The sequence below is a fragment of the Marinomonas spartinae genome (assembly GCF_016461715.1).
Classification (GTDB): Bacteria; Pseudomonadota; Gammaproteobacteria; order Pseudomonadales; family Marinomonadaceae; genus Marinomonas; species Marinomonas spartinae_A.
In genome coordinates this window covers 295623-320302 of record NZ_JAEMUI010000003.1, presented here as the reverse complement: position 1 = coordinate 320302, position 24680 = coordinate 295623, and the positions used below count along the sequence as shown (strand labels likewise).

Genomic DNA, 24680 nt, shown 5'->3' with positions numbered 1-24680 from the left:
ATTTTGTTTTACATGAGCGGTTGCCCTTATTATGCCAGAAATAACACTGATAGACCTACCATATCAGAGCTCATTATTGCCCTTCTTCCAAGCAATAAGACACTTACCTTACCCAGCCATACTGGACAGCAACCACGAACATTTTCCAGATACGCAATTCGACATACTCGTCGCCAATCCACTTGCTCGCATTCACCCCAAGTCCCATAACACACTAATCGATTGGCGTGACAAGGTGTTATACAAACTCAGTGATACTGACAATCCAATGGCTCTTCTCAACGAGCTATACACCCACATTGTACAGGAAGGTTGGGCGAAAAATGCCCCCACAGACCTTCCGTTTACTGGCGGATTACTAGGGTATTATGGCTATGAAAGTGGTCATTATGTTGAACAGCTGCCCGACTCAGTCAATCACGACATACAACTTGATACTCTTAGCATGGGATTATATGGATGGGCCGTCGTGACAAACCACCCTCGCCGTAGCACTCAGTTAGTCATCACCCCTTGGTGCTCTCTTGAAGAATCCCACTCAATCCTTTCTCTATTGCAAGGAGCACAACAAACAACAGAGAACCACCAAGGGGCAGCCTCAGAATTTAGGCTGAATAGTCGATTCACATCGAATATGAGTGCTACTTCTTACGCCGCGAAGTTTGATCGAGTAAAAGCCTATATTCAAGCAGGTGATTGTTATCAAGTAAACTTAGCACAACGGTTTTCGAGTACTTACCATGGAGATCCACTCACCGCTTATCAACAATTAAGAGCTGTGTGCCCCACTCCTTTTTCAGCCTATTTAGCGCTATCACCAGACCAGGCAATACTAAGTCACTCCCCAGAGCGGTTTTTACTGTGTGATAAGGGACGTATAGAGTCTAAACCGATAAAAGGGACCATCGCCCGAGGTGAAAACCCTCAAGCGGATAAACAAAATGCCGATACTCTACTAGAATCAAAGAAAGATCGTGCCGAAAACCTTATGATTGTTGATTTATTGCGGAATGATCTTGGGCGCACCTGTTTAACAGGTAGCATTAAAGTACCGTCACTATTTACTCTTGAAAGTTACGCTAATGTTCACCATTTGGTATCAACGATTGAGGGTAGAATAGGCTCGCGAGACCAGGCCATTCATGTTTTTCACGAAAGCTTCCCTGGCGGTTCTATCACAGGTGCACCTAAAATAAGAGCTATGCAAATTATTGATGAGCTTGAACCGGATGAACGTTCCGCCTACTGTGGTTCCATCGTGTATTTCAGTACCAATGGTCAAATGGATTCGAGCATTACCATCCGCACTCTGGTGGCCGATCAGGGAAACATCCACTGTTGGGCGGGTGGTGGTCTTGTCGCAGATTCAATCTGCGAAGAGGAATACCAAGAAACCTTTACCAAGGTAGGCAAATTGACCCATACTCTTGAACACGTTTTTTTGAAGTAGGCCGTATTATGCCCCATATATCGCAGTTTTTAGACGCCTTACCCCTTCAACCTTCTATGGATGAGATACGCGCAGCTTTAGACCATACACAAGATGTTCATCCCATTTACAATCCCGACAAGGATCTATCGCCAAGTGCTTACAAATTAAAATACCGTTCTGCTGCGGTGTTGATTCCTATTTGGCAAAACCCAGACGACGAACAATTGTATGTATTACTCACCAAGCGCGCCCTTCATATGCGCAATCATCCAGGACAAATAGCTTTCCCCGGTGGCAAGCATGACCCGACAGATGCCAGCATTCAATACACAGCATTGCGAGAAACTTTCGAAGAAATCGGCCTTGCCCCTGATTGTTTTGATTTGATCGGCGAATTGGGTGAATACTGCACCATTTCGGGGTTCTGCATCAAACCCATTATTGCCGAAATGACTCGACTCAGCAAAATGAGCCTGTGCGAAGACGAAGTAAAATCGGTTCATTGGGTACCACTTAGCCACCTCCTCACCCCCAGTAATTATCGTTTTCGCAAAAAGAAACTCGGTAATGTTTCGCGCGGCTACTTTGAAATAGATTACCAAGATATTCGCATATGGGGAGTCACTGCGGGCATTTTGTACGGTCTTTACGAGACTTTGGCTCAATATAACAAGCAACTTTGCTAACGGACATAAAAAACTTACGCAAAGAATAAGGTTAGCGTGCTTTCGTATTTTGCATACAACACACAACTTGATATGGTAGACCCAACATACATTTGACGGTGGTTACAATCCTATGTCTACTTTTGATTTAGCGTCTTTTATTGCCAGCAATAATGAAGACCAAGCACAAAAAATCCTCCACAATGCGTTAAAAGCATTCGACAACATCGCCATTTCGTTTAGTGGTGCAGAAGATGTCGTACTCATTGATATGGCGGTAAAGGCTAAGAAAAATGTTCAAGTTTTCTCTTTGGACACAGGGCGACTACACCCAGAAACATATCGCTTTATTGAGCAAGTCCGTAAGCATTATCAGATTGACATTGACATTATGTCTCCAGATCGTGAGGCGTTAGAACACTTCACCAAAGAGAAAGGGCTATTTAGCTTTTTCGAGGACGGTCACAAAGAGTGTTGCGGAATACGAAAAGTCGAGCCATTAAAACGCAAACTTGCGCAATTGGATGCATGGGTAACAGGTCAACGCAAAGACCAAAGTCCAGGCACTCGCAACGTGCTAGCTTTTGCAGAGCTGGACAGTGCCTTTAGCAAAGAGAACAAGCCGCTTTATAAATTCAATCCGTTGGCCAATTGGTCCTCTGAAGACGTCTGGAACTACATCAAAATGTTTGACGTACCCTATAACAAGCTTCATGCTAAAGGATTTACTAGTATTGGCTGCGAACCATGTACTCGACCCATCCTACCGAACCAGCATGAACGCGAAGGCCGCTGGTGGTGGGAAGAATCCGAGCATAAAGAATGCGGATTGCACATCGGCAACCTGATTCCAACCGCGCAGCAATAACAGACTCAATACAGATGTCGTTTAACCAAGTTATGCGGTAAAACGACATCTACTATAGCCCCTATCAGCCAACAACCAACTGATCCGCTTCTTTTTTCGAGTTTGCAATACGCTTGTCCCACTGACTAATAAAACGCGCATAGCAGTTTTCCAGCTCATTAATATGCTGAACCAGAACTTTTCCTGCAGCCGTCAACTCTGTCGTTCGCCCATGACGTACCAACAAAGTCGCCCCAAGTCCTTGCTCGAGCTTCTTAATATGTTGACTCACTGCAGGCTGAGTTAACCCTAAACGCTGTGCAGTTTGCGTAAAACTGCCCGTCTCAACCAGTGTTTTAAATGTTTCTAAATGATGTGTATTAAGCATAACGATTCCTTATAGTAAGGTTATTATACGAAGCCTATCATTCAGAGCATTGACCTAAGTCGTGTTTTAATGAAAGACTGATCACTCCTTGGATAATAAATTATGAGCAAGATGAAAGAGCAGTATTCAGCGTTACCTTGGCAAGAAAGGCAATCAGGTCCCAAGCCCGCCCGCGAAAACGATTATCGAACCCCTTACCAACGAGATCGCGCTCGCATCATTCACAGCGCTGCTTTTCGTCGCTTGCAGTCCAAAACGCAAATTTTAGCCATTCGCCAAAATGACTATAGCCGAACACGCTTAACACACTCTCTCGAAGTCGCACAAATCGGTAATGGTATTGTTCATCAACTAAAATACAGCGCACCAGCAAACGCCGACTTTCAGGCTTGGCTTGCGGAAGATGCCTTAATAGAAACCGTTTGTTTAAGCCATGACATTGGCCATCCACCTTTTGGCCACGGTGGCGAAGTCGCGCTGAATTTTATGATGCAAGATAACGGCGGATTTGAGGGCAATGCACAATCCCTTAGGATTTTGGGCAAACGCGGCTCTTACTCGCCGATATATGGCATGGATGTCACCAGAAGATCCTTACTAGGTATATTAAAATACCCTGTGCTCTATCAGGATGTGGTCGGTCACTACCCCCCAAAACCGGAACGGTTCCGTCAATTTAAAGCCTCGCAATGGGCACCACCAAAATGTGTCTATAAAGAAGAGCAAGACTTGCTTGATTGGATTATTGCTCCTTTTAGCGAAAGCGACAAAGTACGATTTCAAGCGATACGCCGCCCCAGCCCTCATGCCCATGCCAAAGCCAATCACGCCAGTTTTGACACCAGTATAATGGACCTCGCTGACGACATCGCTTACGGCGTCCATGATCTAGAAGATGCCATCGTACTTGGCATGGTAACAAAAGAAATGTGGCTAGAGCATTTGGAACCAAAACTAGCGGATTTAGGAAGCCAATTTCTAACGAACAACCTCACCACACTTCGTCATCAATTATTTAGCCGAGAAAGCCATCTCAGAAAAGAGGCCATTGGCAGCTTAGTTAGCTGGTTTATCACCTCTTGCCAAGTCGAAGAAGACACATCCTTCGAGCATCCATTGTTACGCTACCAAGTCACCTTACCCGAAGGCCAACGGCAAGCACTGGCGTTATTGAAAGCGTTTGAAATGCAGCACATTATTCAAAAGCCTGAAGTACAAATGTTGGTGTATAAAGGTCAGCAAATGTTATTAGAAATGTTTGAAGCACTAGCGGCTGACCCAAGTCGATTATTACCGAAGGAAATCGCAAAAGAATGGCATCAAACAACCCATGAAAAAGGTCATGATGGTATGAGAATTATCTGTGACTATATGGCATCCATGACCGATGAATACGCCAGCCGCATGTACAACAAACTGTTTGTACCAAGCTTTGGCTCCGTGTTTGAACCGATGTAGTCAGTCTTTTCAAAACACTCTCCCTAATAGGAGTACATCTTCTTGATCCCCTTGGCATGAGGCGATCTTGGGGAGTACTCCCCAAGACTCAAAACCCTGCTTTTCGAAGAATCGCAAACTGACCATATTTCTTGCGTAGATATACGCCACCAAATGAGAAAAGTGTAGCGCATCTTTATGATCAGCCAAGTATTCTATAAACGCCGCTGCTGCACCTTTTCCTCGCCATTCAGGCAACAAATAGACACTCACTTCCGCAGCCATATCAAACGATGGCAAGCCGTAAAAGGGCTCTAATGCCCCCCAACCAATCACCCTCCCCTCAACATTCACGACAAACATAGGACGCTCTGGTGTGGCACTTTCGACCCACTCCATTACGTCTATTAAATTAATGTCTTTATTGCGATCACCAGAGAAAGCAAAATCATCACCTTGCTGATAGATAGCCAAAATATCAGGCGCATCATCAATGGTCGCAACGCGCAGGCTAAACACCATGGACTCCTTAAGTGCTAGAGACAGGGCGTTAGCCCTGCTGTAGCAATCGACGCAGATCGATCAAAGCCGCATTGGCACGAGAAATATAAGACGCCATCACCAAAGAGTGGTTTGCCAATAGGCCAAAACCACTGCCATTGAGAATCATTGGCGACCATACTGTATCTTGGGTCGCGTCTAATTCATGAATAATCTGTCGTAGACTAACCAAAGCATTTTTATCTTTTAAAGTCGGCGCAAAGTCCACTTCAACGGCTCGCAAAATCTCAAGTAACGCCCAAGTTGTACCACGAGCCTCATAGAACACATTATCTATCTGCATCCAAGGGGTGCGCTGATACGCCCGTTGATGGCCTCCATCAGCGGCATCCTCGTCTGATACCCCAGCAGGCGTCATGTTTTCATCAACAACACTTGCAGATAAACGTTGTGCCAAACTACCAAGACGGGTATTCACATCAGACAACCAATCCACCAAGTTATCCGCACGCGCATAAAACTTCGCAGGATTACCAGAACCCGCCGTACCAGACAGACGATTTAAGTAATCCATCAATTCTTTATTACCTCGGCGATATTCACTCTCACTAGAAGGTAATGCCCAGCTTTTGTTATCAAAATTAAACTGAGGTTCAGCAATTTTGAGGTTTACATCCTCGGTTGATTGAGACTGTGAGCGGCTAAACTCTTTACGCATCGCGCGGGACAAATCTCGAACCTGAACCAATACGCCAAACTCCCAAGACGGCATATTGTCCATAAAAACCCCTGGCGGCATCACATCATTTGAAATATACCCACCTGGCTTATTCAGCAGGGTACTCACCAACTCATGCAATGTACTACCGAGTGTGTAGCCAACCACCAAAGGTTTGTTGGGATCATAACCATGCTCGGTAGCTGTTTCTCTGGCCACTTTATTGACATCAAACTGAGCAGGCTCATTACTCCAATACATGCCGACCACAGTGAGCACGACCACCAATAACAGGATCAGTCCTAATACGGTCTTCCACAACCACGGAGAATGCTCTTTTCCTCTAAACACCGAGCCCAGTTTATGCATCATACTCGCCATTACGTCACCTTAATCCTTTTGTAATTCTATTAAATAGTCGCTGCGATGATAGATCATAGCGCGCACTCTAAACTCACTGATTCGACTGTTAATAATCTGATATAGCAAACGTGCTTGCTTATCATTTGGCCAATAAATGATTACTTCACTTTTATCTTTTGCCACTTTGTCAATGATCGGTTGTATTTTCGCAAGTATTTCGTCATCGCTCAAACTAAATAGGTTTTTTGGTAAAAAGTATTGACCTTCTTTCGCTTCTTGCGCTTTTTTAGCCGTCCTGTCAGTCGTATTCGCTTCCTTATGCTGAGTACTGGTCTGATGTCGTACAGGTTCTGCCTGATGATATGTCGCTTGTTGACGCCGCTTTTTAAGCCCCTCAATGCGACCTTTCATCTCGTTAATCACTGGATCTTTAGGATTAACTGAGTATGCAGAACTGAGATAGGCCGTCGCTTGTTTATAATCCCCTTTAATCGCTGTCCGCCAAGCCCAGTCAACATAGGTATCAACAATCTTCTTAATCCCCATAGTTGCTCGGTAATTTCCTGGGTCACGACTGAGCGCTGCTTTAAAATACAAATTGGCATTATCATCCACAGGCGTGAGCAGACGTTCTTTGGCTAACGCTTGCTCTCCTTTCCAAACCAAGCGTGCTATCACCGTTTTATCCGAATTAAGCTTCGCCTTCGTATTCTGGTGTGCTGACGCCTCAATAGGCCGATTTTTTTCACTTGGATTGACCGCTTTACTGGATTCTGGAACCGAAGCACCTTGTGCTGTTTGTTTAATATTTTCTTGGCACCCAACAAGGTAAACCACTGAAAACAATAAAAATAATGCTTTTATTTTCAATTTAACCCCTTTTAACTAGCAACTTTTTCAAGGATTGATAGTCTATATAGGCTGTCAGCGTGAAGGAATAGGGTCACGCGTTCAACTCATTTTATGTAGATTATTATGCGCTTAATTTGTCTGTTTGTTTTACTCTTTCTTCAAGGCACTGCCTACGCCTTCAATTTCAACTCCCCTCACAGCAGCAGTTTAGAACCTTCTTTTTTAAAAGCACAAGACGCTTTTCAACTGTCCTTCGATGCCCCTCAAGATGGCAAATTAGTTGCCCACTGGAACATTGCGAACGGTTATTATTTATACCAGAGCCGAATTTCACTTTCTGGCCCTCAAGCGGACAAACTAAAAATCACCCAATTTCCAGATGGCGAACACAAAACCGATCCTTATTTTGGCAACGTTATTATTTATAAACATTCCCTCTCTTTGCCTATTGATTATGACACGACATTGACCCCAGGCACGACAATCCATGCCACACTGCACTACCAAGGCTGTGCAGACAAAGGGCTTTGCTACGCACCACAAACGGTTCCGGTTGACTTCACCGTTCCAGACTCCTTAAAAGATCAGCTTGCCCTGCAATCGCAAGCCATACAGCCGCCCTCTGTCAGCAAGGGAGGAGCGAGCCAAGTGACATTATCAGAAGCCAATTCGATTAGCCAAACCATAGCAGAAAGCTCTTTTGGGGTCGCTCTGTTCGCCCTATTTGTTTTTGGTTTATTACTCTCTTTCACTCCTTGTGTTTTACCAATGGTGCCGATTGTTAGTGCCATTGTCGTTGGGGCTCGCCGCTCCAAACTAGGGGCCTTTTATTATAGCGCCATCTATGTGCTAGCCATGGCCCTTACCTATGGCGCCATTGGCGCATTAGCAGGATCCTTTGGCGTAGGGCTAAATCTACAGGCACAATTACAAAGCCCTATTTTATTGAGTATTAGTGCTGCCTTATTTATTCTCTTAGCCTTGTCTATGTTTGGAGTCTTTGAGTTACGTCTACCTGCCGCTTGGCAAACACGCCTGCAACAAACGAGTAATAATCAACATGTCAGTGTTAGCTCAACGCTCAATACGTTTTTGGCTGGCATTCTTGCCACATTAATTGTTTCCCCTTGTTTATCTGCTCCTGTTGCGGGGGTGTTACTGTATATTTCAAGCCAAGGCGATATCTGGTACGGCGCACTCATGCTGTTTGTAATGGGGCTTGGTATGGGGGTTCCTCTTTTATTAGTCGGCTTATTTGGCGCCCAAATACTGCCTAAAAACGGGCCTTGGCTGAATGACATAAAAATCATCATGGGATTCGGCTTGTTATCCATTGCCATCTGGCTGCTTGTCCGTTGGCTGCCAGGCAATTCTGACTTGTTTTTATGGGGCGCGTTAGCGCTAGGGATCGCCAGTTACTTTTGGCATCAAATACACATCAACAACTCACACCCCGTTCGTTGGTTCTTTGCTCTTATCTTTACCCTAATAGGGGCCATAGAGCTTTATGGTGGCACAACAGGCGCTAACTCTCCGTTAACCCCAATAAAAAGCGTGACGAACAATCGGACTCAAACCGTCCCCTTTAAAACCACTATCCACAACCTATCAGACTTACAATCTGTGATTAACAATGGCGACAAGCGGCCTATCGTACTAGATGTCTATGCTGACTGGTGCATTAGTTGTCAAATAATGGAACATCAGATCTTCCAAGCGAAAGAAATACAGCCGTTACTCAACCAAGTTCAGTTGGTTCGGGTGGATGTCACCGACAACACCGAAGGCAACAAAGCGTTTATGAAGCACTTTCATCTTTTTGGTCCGCCAGCCTTACTTTTCATAAACGCTCAAGGACAAGAACAAAAGTCCCTTTCATTGATTGGTGAGTCCAGTAAACAGGACGTATTAACACGACTTAAGTTTGTAACAAATTGAAAAGAAAAAAAGAAATAATCTCTTAAAATAAAGGCTTACAATTGATCAAAAATAATACCAACCTCTATTTTATGGGTTTTTTTACTGCATAACTGGACAATATCGCGTTTTTTAACGATAATTTCCCGTCACATAGCTCTGCCCTTCACGCTTGAGCCTTGCGTTATAATACGGATCGAACAAGGTTTTGATTCTATTTTTACGAGGGCTCTTTATATTCAGAGCATGCCAGATTCTTAATGATTAGCGCTTTAGCAAAAGCGCTAAACAATAAACACCGACAGAAGAGAGTAACAATGGATATTCGCAAAATTAAAAAACTAATCGAGCTTTTAGAAGAATCAAATGTCTATGAGATCGAAATCAAAGAAGGCGAAGAAGCAGTTCGTATCAGTCGTGGCGGTGCTCCAGTTCAAATGGCTCCACAAATGATGGCCAGTGCCCCTATTCAACACGCCCCAGCACCAGCTCCAGCGGCCTCTTCTGCTGCACCAGAAGCGGCGGCCACCATTTCAGGCCACACAGTCAATTCTCCAATGGTTGGTACTTACTACAAATCTTCCGCACCAGGCGCAAAACCTTTCATTGAAGTAGGTCAACAAGTCAATGTAGGTGATACCATCTGTATCGTAGAAGCGATGAAAATGATGAACCAGATCGAAGCGGACAAATCCGGTACCATTGGCGCCATTCTTGTTGAAGACGGCGAGCCCGTTGAATTTGATCAACCACTTGTTACCATCGTTTAATCCACAGCAATAGGTTTCATCATGCTAGATAAGGTATTGATTGCAAACCGAGGCGAAATCGCGTTACGTATTTTACGTGCGTGTAAAGAACTCGGCATCAAAACCGTTGCGGTTCACTCTAAAATCGACCGCGACTTACTTCATGTTCGCTTAGCAGACGAGTCTATCTGTATCGGACCCAACCCTTCCACAGACAGTTACTTGAATGTGCCTGCGATTATTAGTGCTGCGGAATTAACAGACACCTCAGGCATTCACCCCGGATACGGCTTCCTTGCTGAGAATGCAGACTTCGCAGAACAGGTAGAACGTTCTGGATTTGCTTTCATCGGCCCAAGAGCAGAAACCATTCGTCTAATGGGCGATAAAGTATCTGCGATTAAAGCGATGAAAGAAGCAGGTGTCCCCACGGTCCCTGGATCGAATGGCCCCGTTCCTCACGATCCAGAAGAATGTCTTCGCATTGCTCGCGAAATAGGCTTTCCGGTTATTATTAAAGCCGCTGCTGGTGGCGGTGGTCGGGGTATGCGCGTTGTTCATAATGAAGGCAGCCTACTTAAGTCTGTTGGTGTCACACAGTCTGAGGCAGGCTCTTACTTCGGTGATAGCACGGTTTATATGGAAAAATTCCTAACTAACCCTCGCCACGTTGAAGTTCAAGTGCTCGCAGACGGGCAAGGTAATGCGGTGCATTTATTTGACCGTGACTGCTCTTTGCAACGTCGCCACCAAAAAGTCATTGAAGAAGCTCCAGCTCCCATGCTCGACGAAACTTCTCGTCAAGCATGTTTACAAGCTTGTGTTGATGCTTGTATTAAGATCAATTATCGCGGTGCAGGTACCTTTGAGTTTTTGTACGAAGACGGCAACTTCTACTTCATCGAAATGAACACTCGTGTCCAAGTAGAACACCCTGTTACAGAAATGGTGACGGGTGTCGACATCGTAAAAGAGCAACTGCGCATAGCAAGTGGTATGCCTTTGTCGATGAAACAAGAAGACATCAAGCTTAATGGCCATGCTGTCGAGGCTCGAATCAACGCAGAAGACCCAAAAACCTTTATGCCAAGCCCCGGTAAAGTCAATTACTTCCATGCACCTGGTGGCATGGGTGTTCGCGTCGACTCGCACTTGTACAGTGGCTATTCTGTGCCACCGACTTACGATTCCATGATCGCGAAAATCATCTGCCATGCCCCCACTCGTAAAGAAGCACTTAAGCGTCTTTCCGGTGCTCTTGATGAAACCTTCATTGATGGTATTAAGAGCAATATATCCATGCAAAAAGAATTAACGGAAGACCTTAATTTTATTGCTGGTGGCGTTAATATTCATTACCTAGAGAAAAAACTCGGGCTATAAGGCAAGGGACGAACAAGTCCTCTTGTCTCAGTTTGTCTCTCTTAATCGGCCCTTGGTGATTAAAATCATTAAGGGCCGTCATTTTCTTCTCGCGTCCCCCTTCGTGCTTCGTTATTCTATTCACTGATTTGTTTTATTTGGATTGCTTTTTTATGCCTTGGCTGCAAATACGTCTACACACTACCCCTGATCATGTTCCTAGCTTTGAAGATACCCTTCTTGATTGTGGCGCCATGGTTGTCACATTCGAAGATGTTCATGACGACCCAGTATACGAACCAGACCTCAATACCACCCCCCTTTGGAAACACACCAAGGTCACTGGCCTTTTTGAAGCCGATGCAGACATTGAACACATTCGCCCTGCAATTGAGCACAAAGCGGAAGCCCTTGGCGAAACCGACATCGATATAAAAATAGAGATCGTCGAAGACAAAGATTGGGAACGAGAATGGATGGACAGCTATCACCCTATCCAATTTGGCAAACATCTTTGGGTTTGCCCAAGCTGGCGGGATGTACCGGATGAGAACGCTGTGACATTGATGCTGGATCCCGGCTTAGCCTTTGGCACTGGCACCCATCCAACCACCGCACTATGCTTGCAATGGCTAGATTCAATTGATTGCCAAGACAAAACCATTATCGATTACGGGTGCGGCTCTGGCATTCTTGGCATTGCTGGTTTATTACTTGGCGCGAATAAAATGGTTGGCATCGACATTGACCCTCAAGCAGTGCAAGCGACACAAGCAAATGCTGAGCGTAATCATATCGACCCAAACCGAATCGAGGTAAAATTGCCGCCATATGAATCAGACTTACAAGCCGATATTGTCGTCGCCAACATTCTTGCTGGACCATTAGCTCAATTAGCAAACACTATTTCGGCTTTAGTCAAAACTGGCGGACAACTTGCACTATCTGGCATTTTGGCGAATCAAGCCGAAGAAGTTATTTTGGCTTATCAAGACTGGTTTACCATTGAGTCTATTGTCGAGCAGGATGAATGGGTTCGCATTGTGGGCACAAAAAATTCCGAATAAAAATTCGGAGCACAATGTCTATCACATTGTAAAATTTGACTTTTTAAGCGAATATTGACATCTACTCTAGAAATCGATTACTGGAAGGCTGCACCCTAATGACCGAAAGCTTCATCACTCGTTGTCCAAAGTGTTCCACTGCATTTCGTGTGAACAATGACGTATTGAGCATGGCTAAGGGCAAAGTACGTTGTGGTCAGTGCTTCCATATTTTCGATGCCAAGCAACATATTAACTCAGCAAAAAAAACCACAACTCCAACACCTCAAGAAAACAGACCTTCTGAGACAACCGTAGAAACACCGCAACCTGCACCTCAAAACGCCCCTGAACAGCCCAAAACCAGCACAATGCTCTTTACGTCAGCGGACGAAGAACCGGTTAATCCTGAATGGCTGCAGACCTTGTTTACAGAAGATGATCTGGCCCCCGGCTCATCCGAAGATTTTCGCTTTTCACACGAATCGCGACAACCAACACAAGAAACTCGAAGATCGATCAATTCGATTTCAACCAGTCCAACGAAAAAAGAAGCACCGACACAGCAAAGCACCTCTGATATTCAAGCGACAGTATCGGAACAAGCGGAAAAAGACCTCGCCCCTTGGGAGCGAGAATTGGCAGAAGTCGAGCAAGCCATTCGCACCAAGCCTTCTGGTACGAATACACTCCCTCCTAAAAAGGAAGGCACGCTAAAAAACCTACAGCAAAGTGACCTCATAGACAAAATAGACAGTCGAATTAATGCACAGCCGAATCAGCCAGAACCTGATTATATGCAAGCCCTGCATTCATTGGCGCAAAATGTCGCTGAAAGCGCATCTACTGGAGAAGCAACACCCTCTTACGCTCTCAATAACATCAGCACTTACGATGCTACAGACCCACTAATGGGCGATTACTATATCGAGCAGACAGATAAGAAAAAAGCAACCAAAACCTGGATTTGGACATTGGGCTGTTTCCTTGGCTTGGCGTTATTAATAGCACAAATGACCTCCACTTTTTTTGAACAAGGTAGCCGTTCTGAGACCTTTCGAGGCTTTTATCGTACCCTTTGTGCCTATTCAGGCTGCACACTCCCACCGTTTGAAAACATCAAAGCCATCAGTATTGAGCACGTTCGTATACAAAGTCACCCCAACCAGCCTGATGCCTTGCTTGTTAATGCGATTATGACCAACAACAGTCGATACGCCCAACCTATGCCCAAACTTGCCTTAGAGTTTTTTGATCTCAATGGTGCACCAGTCGCAGCTCGACTCTTTGCCCCCCATAATTATCTGGATAAAGATTTTCTAGACATCACTTACATGCCACCTAATACGCCTATTCATATCGTCATTCCAATACAAGATCCTGGTGATCGGGCGGTGACTCATCAACTAAGAATTTTCCCATCGGACACTCGCTCCTATTAGTTTTGTGCTTATTTTGCTGCAGATGCAAAATAAGCACAAAATTTAGTCAATTTTTTCTCTGTCAAGACTTCAAAAATCTCTATCGACTAGGTATTATTCACGCCCGCTCGACAGTGTCGCCGATCTTTAACATTCGATTTAGTATTCAGGAACAATATGGCATTTGCTATTGGCCCATATCGCGTTGACAAACCCGTTATTCTTGCTCCGATGGCAGGCGTAACAGATTTGCCATTCCGCCGTCTATGCCGCCAACAGGGTGCTGGATTGGTAGTGTCTGAAATGGTCACTTCCGATGTTCGTTTATGGAACTCAAATAAGAGTCGTCATCGTCTTATTCATGATGATGAAGTCTCCCCGAGATCTATTCAGATAGCGGGGGGGGATCCAGAAATGATGGCTCAAGCGGCTCAACAAAATGTTGAGTTAGGCGCGCAGATCATTGATATCAATATGGGCTGCCCCGCCAAAAAGGTATGCAATAAAGCCGCTGGCTCAGCATTACTCAAAGACGAATCACTTGTTCGAGAGATACTAGAATCGGTTGTAAATAGTGTTCACGTTCCTGTCACATTAAAAATTAGAACAGGCTGGAGCAAAGATCAGAAGAATGGTCTAGCCGTGGCAAAAATGGCACAAGATATTGGCATCCAAGCCCTAGCCATTCATGGACGTACCCGAGAATGCAAGTTTCAGGGTCATGCCGAATACGATACGATAGCAGAAATCAAGCAACATCTGTCTATCCCAGTATTTGCCAATGGCGATATTACTGATGCAAAATCTGCTAAATTTGTGAAGGATTACACTCAAGCAGATGGCATCATGATTGGTCGTGCAGCTCAAGGAAGACCATGGATTTTCAACGAAATAAATCACTATTTACAAACCAACGAGCTGTTAGCACCTCCTTCTCTTGATGATGTGCAACAACTTGTTACCAACCATGTGAAAGCCTTGCACCAGTTCTATGGTGATTACCTTGGTGTGCGTATTGCTCGCAAACACGTCGGTTGGTATTTACAAACGTTAGCGGACAAAACACAATTTCGCAGCCAATTTAACCGTATAAATAATACGCGCGAACAGCTCGATCAATTGAACGAATTCTTTGTTTGTCATATGACAAACGAACCTTGTACTTGATGTAGCGCTACGATGGTCAGCGGCCACAGGCTTGTTGATCTATCATAACAATACATTAATAAATGGTTAGCTTTAAACTAGAAGGTCATTCTGTGGTAGAACAAACTCATACTCAAACGTTTCAAGCCGCTTCTTCGGAACAATCACAAACACTACGTGATAATGTTGAAAAAGCCCTGCAAAACTACTTCGCTCATCTTGATGGGCAGCCAGTGACTGACTTATATCAGTTAGTCTTAGCCGAGGTTGAGGCACCTCTGCTCGAGTCTGTCATGAGCTACACAAAAGACAATCAGACTAAAGCGTCAACAATCCTAGGGTTAAACCGAGGCACGTTGCGCAAGAAACTGAAGCAGTACGGTATGTTATAGTGATACTTTAAAAGGGCGATTTTCGCCCTTTTTTTGTTTATATCGCCCCCCTCACTTGTTTAATTAGTAAAAACCAATTGCGAGAACCATGATGGCAAATCACAACACAGTTACTCCAATCAAGCGCGCGTTAATCAGTGTTTCCGACAAAACAGGCATTGTCGATTTCGCTCGTGAACTAACCGCCCAAGGCGTTGAAATCTTATCAACAGGTGGTACTTACCGCCTACTACTTGATAACGATGTCAAAGCGACTGAAGTATCCGATTACACAGGTTTCCCTGAAATGATGGATGGCCGAGTCAAGACGCTACACCCAAAAGTTCATGGTGGCATTCTTGGTCGTCGCGACATGGACAGCGCCATCATGAAAGAACATGGCATCGACGAAATCGATATGGTTGTTGTGAATCTTTACCCCTTTGAAGCCACCATTGAGCGTCCTGATTGTGATTTACCAATGGCAATCGAAAACATCGACATCGGTGGCCCTACTATGGTTCGTTCAGCAGCCAAAAATCATAAAGACGTTGCCATTGTCGTTTCTCCAACTCATTACGAAGAGATTCTAACCTCATTGAAAGAAGCGGGTGGCCTGACTTACGAGCAACGTTTTGACCTTGCAGTCAAAGCATTTGAGCATACTGCCCACTACGATGGAGCAATTGCTAATTTCCTTGGTAAAAAAGTCAGCGGTGGCAGTGAGGATTTCGCACGCACCTTCAACTTACAATTCAATAAGCAAGAAGAAATGCGCTATGGCGAAAACCCACATCAAAAAGCCGCATTTTATGTCGAAGCAAACCCAAAAGAAGCTTCTATTAGCACCGCGAAGCAACTTCAAGGTAAAGCCTTATCTTACAACAATATCGCCGACACGGATGCAGCCCTTGAGTGTGTTAAGAGCTTTGACAAGCCCGCTTGTGTGATTGTTAAACACGCCAACCCTTGTGGCGTAGCAACGGCTAACAACCAATTAGCTGCCTATGAACTGGCTTTCCAGACAGACCCAACCTCAGCATTTGGTGGTATCATCGCTTTCAACCAAGAGCTGGATGCGCAAACAGCCCAAGCTATTGTTGATCGTCAATTCGTCGAAGTGATCATTGCTCCAAGCGTAAGCAAAGAAGCAGCAGAAGTCGTGGCGACTAAACAAAACGTACGCTTGCTTGAATGTGGCCAATGGTCGAATGACAAACCAGCCGCACTCGACTACAAACGCGTTAACGGCGGTTTGTTAGTTCAAGACCGCGACGATGGCACCATCACACTTGATGACCTTAAAATTGTTTCTAAGCGTCAACCTAGCGAAGCAGAATTAAACGATTTATTGTTTGCATGGAAAGTTGCAAAATTCGTTAAATCCAATGCTATTGTCTATGCCAAAGCAGAACAAACCATCGGCGTCGGCGCTGGTCAAATGAGTCGAGTTTACAGTGCCAAAATTGCTGGCATTAAAGCAGCGGATGAAAACTTAGAAGTGGCCGGCTCCGTAATGGCCTCCGATGCCTTCTTCCCATTCCGTGATGGTATTGATGCAGCGGCTCAGGCAGGCATTACCGCTGTCATTCAGCCAGGCGGTTCAATGCGTGATGCAGAAGTCATCGCTGCGGCAGACGAAGCTGGCATGGCAATGGTCTTTACTGGTATGCGCCACTTCCGTCACTAAAGAGACGTCACAAAAAAGACACCACGAAAGAGCTGTCTTAAAGAACGCTATTGAATGACAAGTCAGAGGCCGACACTCACCTCTGACTGACAATATAAAGGATAAAGTAATGAAGGTTCTTATTATTGGTAACGGCGGTCGCGAACATGCTCTAGCATGGAAAACTGCCCAATCAGACGATGTCACCACAGTGTTTGTTGCGCCTGGCAATGCTGGCACTGCAGCAGAAGACAAAGTCGAAAATGTTAATATTGGTGTGACAGACATTGCAGAATTGGTTGCTTTTGCGAAAGAAGAAAGCATCGATCTGACCATTGTTGGCCCGGAAGCCCCCCTAGTTATTGGAGTGGTTGACGCCTTCGAAAAAGAAGGTCTAGCTATTTTCGGACCAACGGCGGCGGCAGCACAACTAGAAGGTTCTAAAGCCTTTACTAAAGACTTTTTGGCTCGTCACAATATACCAACCGCAGCCTATGGCAACTTCACAGAAATTGAGCCTGCTGTCGCGTACATTAAAGAACAGGGTGCACCAATCGTTGTCAAAGCGGATGGCCTAGCCGCTGGTAAAGGGGTAATTTTGGCACAAACCGAAGCCGAAGCCATTGCTGCAGTGGAAGACATGTTACAAGGTAACTCCTTTGGTGATGCAGGCAGCCGAGTTGTTATCGAAGAATTCTTAGTAGGTGAAGAAGCCAGCTTTATCTGTATGGTGGATGGCGAAAGCGTCCTTCCTATGGCCAGCAGTCAGGATCATAAAGCCCGTGACAACGGCGATAAAGGCCCTAATACAGGTGGCATGGGTGCCTATTCTCCTGCCCCAGTGGTGACGCCTGAAATCCATGATCGCATTATGAATGAAGTCATTATGCCAACCGTAAAAGGTATGAATGCTGAAGGCAACCGTTACCGTGGTTTCTTATATGCGGGAGTGATGATTGCCCCTGATGGCACTCCTAAAACGCTAGAATATAACTGCCGTTTTGGCGACCCTGAAACACAGCCAATCATGATGCGCTTACGCTCAGATTTAGCGAAAATGTGTTTAGCGGCCATTAATGGCGAACTGGACACCGTTGAAGCCGATTGGGATCCTCGTGCCAGTTTGGGCGTGGTATTAGCGGCTGGAGGCTACCCGGCTGATTACGCAAAAGGCGATGTAATCTCCGGTCTCGACACCTCTCTTCCTGCGCATCAGAAAGTGTTTCAAGCAGGTACAGCAATACAAAATGGCAAAACCGTTACCAACGGCGGCCGTGTACTATGCGCCGTCTCTCTAGGCGATACCGTTGCAGACGCTCAAGCCGGAGCTTATGAAGTGGTTAACACATTGTCTTGGGATAATGTCTACTTCCGCACAGACATTGGTCATCGTGCCATTGCTCGCGAACAGAAATAACATTCGCATTCGTAAAAAAAGGCTCGTCATCCGACGAGCCTTTTTTATTGGTCCATTTTTATTGGAGTATTGGGCAACGACAAACACCTAGGTTACCCAATAAACAAAACTACCAAGGTTTAGCGAATAGAACACAGTCAATCAATGGTTGAGGGTATACCCCTAAGATAACCACAACAGCGGCAGAGACAAGCAGCACCAAAGCACCTGCTTTTGTCGAAAAACCGCTTGTTTCAACCACGTCTGCAACATGACTATTAAGAGAGGGTAAGAAAACACTGATGGCCACTCTCAAGTAATAGTAAAGACCAATGGCACTACCCACCACCACAGCGGCACTTAACCACCAAAGTGAACCTTGCATCGCAACAGCAAGAACATAGAACTTACCGATGAAACCAAGCGTCATGGGAATACCAGCCAAAGATAACATCATAAGGCTCATAACCACGGCAATAAGTGGGCGACGCTTAAAGAGGCCTCGGTAGTCGGAGATCTCCTCAACATCCTGACCTCTGTTAGGACTGGATAGTAAACTCACTGCCCCAAAGCTACCCAAGCTCGCGAATAGATAGCCAACCAGATACACACCCGTTGTTTCAATCGCCAATTGACGGTCTTTAATAGCCACAAGCACAATAAGTAAATAGCCTAAGTGTGCAATGGAAGAATACCCCAATAGACGCTTAATATTCGTTTGCGAAACTGCCATAAAGTTACCAAACAGAATCGAAGCAATTGCTATCACACTCAGAACTAATTTCACTGATGGCAAATCAATCAAAGGCGCTTCAATAAAGATGCGTACCAACACAGCAAAAATCGCAATCTTACTACTGGTTGCTAAGAAGGTTGCAACAGGAGCTGGCGCACCTTGATACACATCGGGTGTCCATAAATGGAATGGCGCCAAGGACAGCTTAAAGCAAATCCCTACTAGCAACATACCGATCCCCACCAACAGCAAAGGCTGTTGAGCCACACCTTGGCTTAAGCCACTTGCAATACCAGCAAAAGACAAAGACCCCGTATCGGCATACAAAAGCGCCATACCAAACAGCATAAACGCCGAGGCCCCAGCCGATAGCAACATATACTTTATCGATGCTTCTAACGAAGGCTTCTGCTGGAAAACATAACCAACCAAACCAAACAAAGGCAAAGAGACCAACTCAATACCTAAGAACAGTGTGGCTATATGATTTGCACAAGCCAGCAAAATAGCGCCACCAGTTGAAATTAATACCAATAAATAAAATTCGTCTTTATTATCTTGATGTTCTTTCAACCATGAATAGCCAAAGATACAAGTAGCGAGCCCCGCTATTAGCACTAAACCTGAATAAAACAGGGTAAAGCCATCCACTTGTAGCAGTGACGTTAGATGAGCCGGAATCTCACCGGAAACAAAAAACAGTGACAATATCGCGGCAATAAGCCCAATTATACTAAGACCAGCCGTCATTTTATGACAACGTCGCCAAGCAATGGCAAGCATCACCACAATGACCGATAGATCAACGATCAAAAGTGGCGAGAAAGCGGCCAGCTGTTGAATACTAATGCTCATGGAAAATTACAGCCCTGTGGTTGATGTACCTGTGATTGATAGAGATGAAGCCGTCATAAAATAATGCTGAATATTGGCAATCGCAGCATGAGACGTCTCAAGCACACCTTGCGGAAAGATACCCAGCAACACTAACAACACCACTAAAGAAAGAATCATTGAAAACTCTCTTATTGACATAACTGCCAATGGTGCGTCCGATTTTGCTTCACCATAGTATGCACGATGAATCATGACGAGAGAGTAAACCGACGCAAACACTACGCCAAACGTCGAAATAATGGTAATTAAAGGCACAACCTTATAACTACCAAACAGCATCATAAACTCACCAACAAAGTTACCTGTTCCCGGCATACCCAGAGAGGCGACAGCAAAAAACAGCGACAAGCCGGGCATATAGCGTAAACGACCCCACAGGCCACCCATCTCTCTCATGTCTCGTGTGCCTATACGCTCGTAGAGCTGACCACAAAGAATGAATAGACCAGCAGCAGACAAACCATGAGCGATCATCATGACAATCGCACCTTGATAAGCAAGCTGGCTGCCAGTGTAGATGGCCACCATAACGAACCCCATATGGGACACACTACTGTATGCAATCAAACGCTTAATGTCGGTTTGAGAGAAGGCCAACCAAGCTCCGTAGAAAATACTAATGACCCCTAACCACATCGCAATCGGCGCAAACTCGGCGGAAGCATGTGGAAAGAATGGCAACACAAAGCGCAATAAGCCATAAGCCGCTGTTTTCAGAAGCAAACCAGCAAGATCTACTGAACCGGCAGTAGGCGACTGAGCATGAGCATCCGCTAACCACCCGTGCAATGGGATCAAAGGCATTTTCACTGCAAAAGCAACAAAGAACCCAAGCATCAATAAGTAAGCTACTGGACTGCTCATCTTGGTGCCAATCAGATGGTTATAATCAAAGGTCCAAACCCCTGTTGCACGATAATGCACAAACACCAAACCGATGATTGCCACCAACATAACCAAGCCGCTGACCTGGGTGTAGATGAAAAACTTAATCGCGGTTGCAATTCGTGTACGCTCATCAGATCCCTTATGACCCCAAAGTGCGATCAAGAAGAACATAGGAATCAGCATCATCTCCCAGAAGAAGAAGAATAGGAACATATCGATCGCTAGGAAGACCCCCATTACACCACCGACAATCCACAACAGATTGAGATGGAAAAGACCTTCTCGCTTATCCACTTCGTTCCAAGAGCACACGATAGAAAGCAAGCCTAGAAAAGCCGTTAACACCACCATCAGCAGTGATAAGCCATCCAACGCGAAATGAAACGAAATACCGAATCGAGGAATCCACGGCAAAATAAACTCAGATTGCCATTGCGGGATACCCTGGGGCATGGCCAATGAAAAATGCCCCTGCCCCCACATCATCAGTGATAATAATAAAGTTAGCACCATGGAGAGCACGGCTATCCAACGAGGTAACGCTCGACTAAAGCGTTCGCTCTGCCAACACAACAAACCGCCAATAAAAGGCAGGAGAATGAGCCAAGGTAATAGCATGGCGTTATATGATCCTCTTCAATTGATAACTCTCACTAAAGCCCATCTGGATTAGCTCCAAAGCAATAGGCCTAACACGACCACCGCACCCATTCCAATCGATGCGATATACCAACGAACTTGGCCATTTTCACTTAGAGCTAGCCCCTTATTAGAGCCGATCACGAGAAAACGAAGACTGTCTATCGTTGCGTTAATAGGGTCTCGGCGAAGCAGACGAGCAATGCCTAAGTAAGGTCGCACAAACAACTGGTCGTACAACCAATCGAAGCCCCATGCATGAAACCAGTATTGTCCCAACAATCGACCCAGACCAGTCTTGGCAATTTTACTCACCAAACTTCTATCACCTAGCCATAGGAAGGCGGCAATCAAGACACCAGCAATAGCACAGCCACCAGAAATCAACTGCACCACCATAGACTCATGCCCTGGCATCGCTGGTAACGCTTTTTCAAGAGGCTGCTTAATCAGAGCACCAACAAAAGTAGACAAGACCATCAAAACAAGCAGAGGAAGGTAATGAGAAATACCACGTCCCGGAGTGGCCTTGATCTGGTCTTGACCATGGAAAGCAATGAAGATCATACGGAAAGTATACAAGCCTGTTAAAAACGCCCCTACCAAACCAGCAGTCAATAAATTGATATGCCCAGTGGCCAGCGCACCAGAAAGAATCTCATCTTTACTGTAGAAACCTGCCGTGACAATCGGAAGTGCCGCCAGGGCCCCACCACCGACTAAGAAGCAGGTGTACACGAATGGGATATGTTTGCGTAACCCGCCCATTTTGAAGATATTTTGCTCGTGGTGACAGGCGATAATGACCGACCCTGCAGACAAGAACAATAACGCTTTAAAGAAGGCGTGAATCATTAAATGGAAAATCGCAGCATCCCACGCTTGTACCCCTAAAGCCAAAAACATATAACCGATTTGACTCATGGTGGAGTATGCGAGTACACGTTTAATATCGGTCTGAACCAACGCGGCAAACCCGGCAATAACTAAGGTAATTGCGCCGATAATACCGACTAAGTGCAACACTTCTGGCGACAATAAGAACAAAGTATGCGTACGTGCAATCAAGTACACACCTGCGGTCACCATAGTCGCAGCGTGGATCAAGGCAGACACTGGCGTTGGACCTGCCATCGCGTCAGCCAACCAAGTTTGCAATGGTAACTGAGCAGATTTACCCACCGCTCCACCAAGCAACATTAAGGTTGCCCAAAACATAACCGACGAGCCCACCGCAACCTGGCCAGGCGCAATAGAGGCCAATTTTTCGATATTTAACGTGCCAAACTGGGTGTACAGAATAAAGAGCGCAAAGGCTAGAAAGACATCACCAACACGTGTCACGATGAAGGCTTTTAATGCCGCTGCGAGATTATCACGACCTTCATAATAGAAACCAATCAGTAAATAACTGCATAACCCTACGCCTTCCCAACCAAGGTAAAGCAGTAATAAGTTATCGGCTAACACCAATATCAACATGCTGGCAATAAACAAGTTGGTGTAAGTAAAAAAGCGAGAATAGCCCTTGTCGCCACGCATATACCACGAAGCGAACAAGTGAATAAGCGATCCCACACCTGTTATCACACACATCATAGTGAAAGACAAACCATCTAAATGCAGCGTTGCCTGAACATCAAAATTCCCTTGGTGAATCCAAGTCCACAAAGGCTGGTTGAACGAGATAATCTGACCATCATAAAGCTTCGGCAAATAGTCGAGTCCAATATACACTGTGGTCAATGCGGCCAACATCACCGAACCGACACCAATGACAGCGGAAAAATTCTCCGACCAGCGACCACGAGAAAACGCCAGCAATAGGAAGCCGATTAACGGCAACAGAATAGTTAAGTAAAGTAAATTCATCCGCGCATCTCACTGACAGTATCAACATTCAAAGACTGGTTACGTCGATGCAATTGCAATAACAAAGCCAAGCCAATACTGGCTTCAGCCGCAGCCAGACTGATGGCCAAAATATACATAATCTGACCATCTGCTTGCTGCCAGTAACTCCCCGTTGCAACAAATGCGAGCGCCGCCGCATTAATCATCACTTCAAGAGAGATCAGCATAAACAATAAGTTTCGACGAACTAACAAACCGCTAAGACCCAATACAAATAGTATTGAGGCTAGAATCAACGCATGGGATAACGGAATCATGCCTCTTCCTCCATAGAATCCAGCTTGGTTTTATCTCGACCCACATGAAATGCCACAACAAGCCCAGCCAAAAGTAACAGTGATGCCAACTCAACGGCCAAAACATAAGGGCCAAATAAGCTAACACCGACACTTTTACCCCCCAACATATGGTAGTGAATCGCACCATGTTGAAGGCTATTGATACCATGCACTAAAGCGACCAGTAGCAGAGCAGAAATAATCCCAGGTCCAATCCATAAAGAGGGACTCAACCATTGGCGCTCCTGTCTAATCTCTTCGCCACCAAGGTTTAACATCATCACCACAAACACAAACAACACCATAATGGCGCCCGCATAAACGATGATCTCCAGCGCTCCGGCAAAGTTTGCACCCATAGAAAAAAACACAACGGCCACCGCCAGTAACGACACAATCAAGTACAACAGAGCATGCACAGGATTTGTGTGGCTGATGACTCGAACGGTGGTCAGTACGGCAATGGCCGCCGCAACATAAAAAACAATATCCACAACAGCGCTCCTTACGGCAACAAACCTTTCACATTAATCGGTTCCGCTTCGTTCTCGGAAGAGCCTTTTGGTCTGCCCGCAATAGACATACCCGCCATCCGATAGAAGTTATAATCTGGATACTTACCTGGGCCTGAGATCAACAAATCTTCTTTTTCATAGACCAAATCCTGACGGTTGTATTCACCCAACTCAAAATCAGGCGTCAACTGTATCGCCGTCGTTGGACAGGCCTCCTCACACATGCCACAAAAGATGCAACGTGAAAAGTTAATACGGAAAAAGTCAGGGTACCAACGTCCCTCTTCGTCTTCCGCCTTTTGCAATGAAATACAGCCTACCGGACAAGCGACTGCACATAAGTTACAGGCCACACAACGCTCTTCGCCATCGGGATCACGAGTCAAGACAATGCGACCACGGTAACGAGGCGGTACATACACAGGCTCATCTGGATACATCTGCGTTTCGCGTTTCGCGAACGAGTGCATCCCGATCATCCAAAGGCTGCGCACTTGCGTGCCGAAACCAACCAGTAATTCTTTCAGTGTCAT

23 protein-coding genes are annotated in these 24680 nt (G+C 45.4%); 13 read left to right on the top strand and 10 right to left on the bottom strand.

The genetic code is table 11. The features are described 5' to 3' along the window. Nucleotides 1–31 precede the first annotated feature (31 nt). The 3 genes from pabB (at nucleotide 32) to JHD45_RS05105 (ending at nucleotide 2965) form a co-directional block, all read left to right on the top strand. Nucleotides 32–1450, top strand: a complete 1419-nt coding sequence (gene pabB / locus JHD45_RS05115; protein ID WP_199475419.1) for an aminodeoxychorismate synthase component I — start codon at nucleotides 32–34, stop codon at nucleotides 1448–1450. 8 nt (nucleotides 1451–1458) lie between these two features. Continuing rightward, nucleotides 1459–2118: an NUDIX hydrolase gene (locus JHD45_RS05110; RefSeq protein WP_199475418.1), complete on the top strand. Its 660-nt coding sequence runs from the start codon at nucleotides 1459–1461 to the stop codon at nucleotides 2116–2118. A gap of 112 nt (nucleotides 2119–2230) precedes the next feature. Beyond that, on the top strand, nucleotides 2231–2965 hold the full coding sequence (locus tag JHD45_RS05105) for a phosphoadenylyl-sulfate reductase (RefSeq protein ID WP_199475417.1): 735 nt from the start codon (nucleotides 2231–2233) through the stop codon (nucleotides 2963–2965). A gap of 64 nt (nucleotides 2966–3029) precedes the next feature. On the opposite strand, the gene JHD45_RS05100 is transcribed toward JHD45_RS05105, so the two are convergent. Further along, complete coding sequence (locus JHD45_RS05100; protein WP_199475416.1) at nucleotides 3030–3332, bottom strand: LysR family transcriptional regulator; 303 nt, start codon at nucleotides 3330–3332, stop codon at nucleotides 3030–3032. Between the two features lie 102 nt (nucleotides 3333–3434). Here JHD45_RS05100 and JHD45_RS05095 point away from each other — a divergent pair, with 102 nt between their 5' ends. Then, nucleotides 3435–4790, top strand: a complete 1356-nt coding sequence (locus JHD45_RS05095) for an anti-phage deoxyguanosine triphosphatase (RefSeq protein ID WP_233407581.1) — start codon at nucleotides 3435–3437, stop codon at nucleotides 4788–4790. 9 nt (nucleotides 4791–4799) lie between these two features. Here the strand turns inward: JHD45_RS05095 and JHD45_RS05090 are convergent, their stop codons facing one another. The 3 genes from JHD45_RS05090 to JHD45_RS05080 are packed head-to-tail and all read right to left on the bottom strand — an operon-like array spanning nucleotide 4800 to nucleotide 7221. Beyond that, complete coding sequence (locus JHD45_RS05090; RefSeq protein WP_199475415.1) at nucleotides 4800–5291, bottom strand: GNAT family N-acetyltransferase; 492 nt, start codon at nucleotides 5289–5291, stop codon at nucleotides 4800–4802. A gap of 28 nt (nucleotides 5292–5319) precedes the next feature. Beyond that, nucleotides 5320–6360, bottom strand: a complete 1041-nt coding sequence (locus JHD45_RS05085) for a DUF2333 family protein (RefSeq protein ID WP_418903772.1) — start codon at nucleotides 6358–6360, stop codon at nucleotides 5320–5322. 18 nt (nucleotides 6361–6378) lie between these two features. Next, nucleotides 6379–7221 (bottom strand): tetratricopeptide repeat protein, encoded by an 843-nt coding sequence (locus tag JHD45_RS05080; RefSeq protein ID WP_199475413.1) that lies wholly within the window; start codon nucleotides 7219–7221, stop codon nucleotides 6379–6381. A gap of 105 nt (nucleotides 7222–7326) precedes the next feature. Between JHD45_RS05080 and dsbD the strand changes: the two genes are divergently transcribed. The 9 genes from dsbD to purD all read left to right on the top strand — a co-directional run bounded on the left by dsbD (nucleotide 7327) and on the right by purD (nucleotide 18301). Next, entirely contained in the window at nucleotides 7327–9141 is a 1815-nt protein-coding gene (gene dsbD / locus JHD45_RS05075; protein WP_199475412.1) for a protein-disulfide reductase DsbD, read from the top strand. A 296-nt stretch (nucleotides 9142–9437) separates the two neighbouring features. Beyond that, nucleotides 9438–9890, top strand: a complete 453-nt coding sequence (gene accB / locus JHD45_RS05070; protein ID WP_199475411.1) for an acetyl-CoA carboxylase biotin carboxyl carrier protein — start codon at nucleotides 9438–9440, stop codon at nucleotides 9888–9890. 21 nt (nucleotides 9891–9911) lie between these two features. Then, nucleotides 9912–11252, top strand: coding sequence for an acetyl-CoA carboxylase biotin carboxylase subunit (gene accC / locus JHD45_RS05065; RefSeq protein ID WP_199475410.1), 1341 nt, complete (start codon nucleotides 9912–9914; stop codon nucleotides 11250–11252). 152 nt (nucleotides 11253–11404) lie between these two features. Beyond that, complete coding sequence (prmA, locus tag JHD45_RS05060) at nucleotides 11405–12298, top strand: 50S ribosomal protein L11 methyltransferase (RefSeq protein WP_199475409.1); 894 nt, start codon at nucleotides 11405–11407, stop codon at nucleotides 12296–12298. A 98-nt stretch (nucleotides 12299–12396) separates the two neighbouring features. After that, the gene (locus JHD45_RS05055) at nucleotides 12397–13719 is read left to right on the top strand and encodes a DUF3426 domain-containing protein (RefSeq protein WP_199475408.1); all 1323 of its coding nucleotides are present in this window, start codon (nucleotides 12397–12399) and stop codon (nucleotides 13717–13719) included. A 156-nt stretch (nucleotides 13720–13875) separates the two neighbouring features. After that, complete coding sequence (gene dusB / locus JHD45_RS05050; protein WP_199475407.1) at nucleotides 13876–14865, top strand: tRNA dihydrouridine synthase DusB; 990 nt, start codon at nucleotides 13876–13878, stop codon at nucleotides 14863–14865. A gap of 92 nt (nucleotides 14866–14957) precedes the next feature. Further along, on the top strand, nucleotides 14958–15236 hold the full coding sequence (gene fis / locus JHD45_RS05045; RefSeq protein WP_067015664.1) for a DNA-binding transcriptional regulator Fis: 279 nt from the start codon (nucleotides 14958–14960) through the stop codon (nucleotides 15234–15236). Between the two features lie 91 nt (nucleotides 15237–15327). Continuing rightward, nucleotides 15328–16905 (top strand): bifunctional phosphoribosylaminoimidazolecarboxamide formyltransferase/IMP cyclohydrolase, encoded by a 1578-nt coding sequence (gene purH / locus JHD45_RS05040; protein ID WP_199475472.1) that lies wholly within the window; start codon nucleotides 15328–15330, stop codon nucleotides 16903–16905. 109 nt (nucleotides 16906–17014) lie between these two features. Then, a complete protein-coding gene (purD, locus tag JHD45_RS05035) occupies nucleotides 17015–18301 on the top strand; it encodes a phosphoribosylamine--glycine ligase (protein WP_199475406.1) in 1287 nt (428 codons plus the stop codon). A gap of 109 nt (nucleotides 18302–18410) precedes the next feature. Here purD and nuoN read toward each other — a convergent pair whose 3' ends face one another. From nuoN to nuoI, 6 genes are read right to left on the bottom strand one after another with little or no spacing between them, the layout of a single operon-like run. Further along, a complete protein-coding gene (gene nuoN, locus JHD45_RS05030; protein WP_199475405.1) occupies nucleotides 18411–19871 on the bottom strand; it encodes an NADH-quinone oxidoreductase subunit NuoN in 1461 nt (486 codons plus the stop codon). A 6-nt stretch (nucleotides 19872–19877) separates the two neighbouring features. Beyond that, nucleotides 19878–21419, bottom strand: a complete 1542-nt coding sequence (nuoM, locus tag JHD45_RS05025; RefSeq protein ID WP_199475404.1) for an NADH-quinone oxidoreductase subunit M — start codon at nucleotides 21417–21419, stop codon at nucleotides 19878–19880. A gap of 51 nt (nucleotides 21420–21470) precedes the next feature. Continuing rightward, a complete protein-coding gene (gene nuoL / locus JHD45_RS05020; RefSeq protein ID WP_199475403.1) occupies nucleotides 21471–23312 on the bottom strand; it encodes an NADH-quinone oxidoreductase subunit L in 1842 nt (613 codons plus the stop codon). Next, nucleotides 23309–23611, bottom strand: a complete 303-nt coding sequence (gene nuoK, locus JHD45_RS05015) for an NADH-quinone oxidoreductase subunit NuoK (protein WP_067015680.1) — start codon at nucleotides 23609–23611, stop codon at nucleotides 23309–23311. Before nuoK ends, nuoL begins: the two co-directional genes overlap by 4 nt. After that, nucleotides 23608–24126: an NADH-quinone oxidoreductase subunit J gene (nuoJ, locus tag JHD45_RS05010; RefSeq protein ID WP_199475402.1), complete on the bottom strand. Its 519-nt coding sequence runs from the start codon at nucleotides 24124–24126 to the stop codon at nucleotides 23608–23610. The genes nuoK and nuoJ overlap by 4 nt, the downstream gene beginning before the upstream one ends. 11 nt (nucleotides 24127–24137) lie before the next feature. Then, a complete protein-coding gene (gene nuoI / locus JHD45_RS05005; RefSeq protein WP_199475401.1) occupies nucleotides 24138–24680 on the bottom strand; it encodes an NADH-quinone oxidoreductase subunit NuoI in 543 nt (180 codons plus the stop codon).

Coding starts and splice junctions, on each gene's coding strand:
- nuoN (WP_199475405.1), bottom strand. CDS start 19,871: ATGAGCATTAGTATTCAACAGCTGGCCGCTTTCTCGCCACTTTTGATC.
- JHD45_RS05095 (WP_233407581.1), top strand. CDS start 3,435: ATGAGCAAGATGAAAGAGCAGTATTCAGCGTTACCTTGGCAAGAAAGG.
- nuoK (WP_067015680.1), bottom strand. CDS start 23,611: ATGATTCCGTTATCCCATGCGTTGATTCTAGCCTCAATACTATTTGTA.
- nuoM (WP_199475404.1), bottom strand. CDS start 21,419: ATGCTATTACCTTGGCTCATTCTCCTGCCTTTTATTGGCGGTTTGTTG.
- accC (WP_199475410.1), top strand. CDS start 9,912: ATGCTAGATAAGGTATTGATTGCAAACCGAGGCGAAATCGCGTTACGT.
- dusB (WP_199475407.1), top strand. CDS start 13,876: ATGGCATTTGCTATTGGCCCATATCGCGTTGACAAACCCGTTATTCTT.
- purD (WP_199475406.1), top strand. CDS start 17,015: ATGAAGGTTCTTATTATTGGTAACGGCGGTCGCGAACATGCTCTAGCA.
- nuoL (WP_199475403.1), bottom strand. CDS start 23,312: ATGAATTTACTTTACTTAACTATTCTGTTGCCGTTAATCGGCTTCCTA.
- JHD45_RS05085 (WP_418903772.1), bottom strand. CDS start 6,360: ATGATGCATAAACTGGGCTCGGTGTTTAGAGGAAAAGAGCATTCTCCG.
- JHD45_RS05055 (WP_199475408.1), top strand. CDS start 12,397: ATGACCGAAAGCTTCATCACTCGTTGTCCAAAGTGTTCCACTGCATTT.
- nuoI (WP_199475401.1), bottom strand. CDS start 24,680: ATGACACTGAAAGAATTACTGGTTGGTTTCGGCACGCAAGTGCGCAGC.
- prmA (WP_199475409.1), top strand. CDS start 11,405: ATGCCTTGGCTGCAAATACGTCTACACACTACCCCTGATCATGTTCCT.
- accB (WP_199475411.1), top strand. CDS start 9,438: ATGGATATTCGCAAAATTAAAAAACTAATCGAGCTTTTAGAAGAATCA.
- purH (WP_199475472.1), top strand. CDS start 15,328: ATGGCAAATCACAACACAGTTACTCCAATCAAGCGCGCGTTAATCAGT.
- pabB (WP_199475419.1), top strand. CDS start 32: ATGCCAGAAATAACACTGATAGACCTACCATATCAGAGCTCATTATTG.
- dsbD (WP_199475412.1), top strand. CDS start 7,327: ATGCGCTTAATTTGTCTGTTTGTTTTACTCTTTCTTCAAGGCACTGCC.
- JHD45_RS05090 (WP_199475415.1), bottom strand. CDS start 5,291: ATGGTGTTTAGCCTGCGCGTTGCGACCATTGATGATGCGCCTGATATT.
- JHD45_RS05110 (WP_199475418.1), top strand. CDS start 1,459: ATGCCCCATATATCGCAGTTTTTAGACGCCTTACCCCTTCAACCTTCT.
- JHD45_RS05105 (WP_199475417.1), top strand. CDS start 2,231: ATGTCTACTTTTGATTTAGCGTCTTTTATTGCCAGCAATAATGAAGAC.
- JHD45_RS05100 (WP_199475416.1), bottom strand. CDS start 3,332: ATGCTTAATACACATCATTTAGAAACATTTAAAACACTGGTTGAGACG.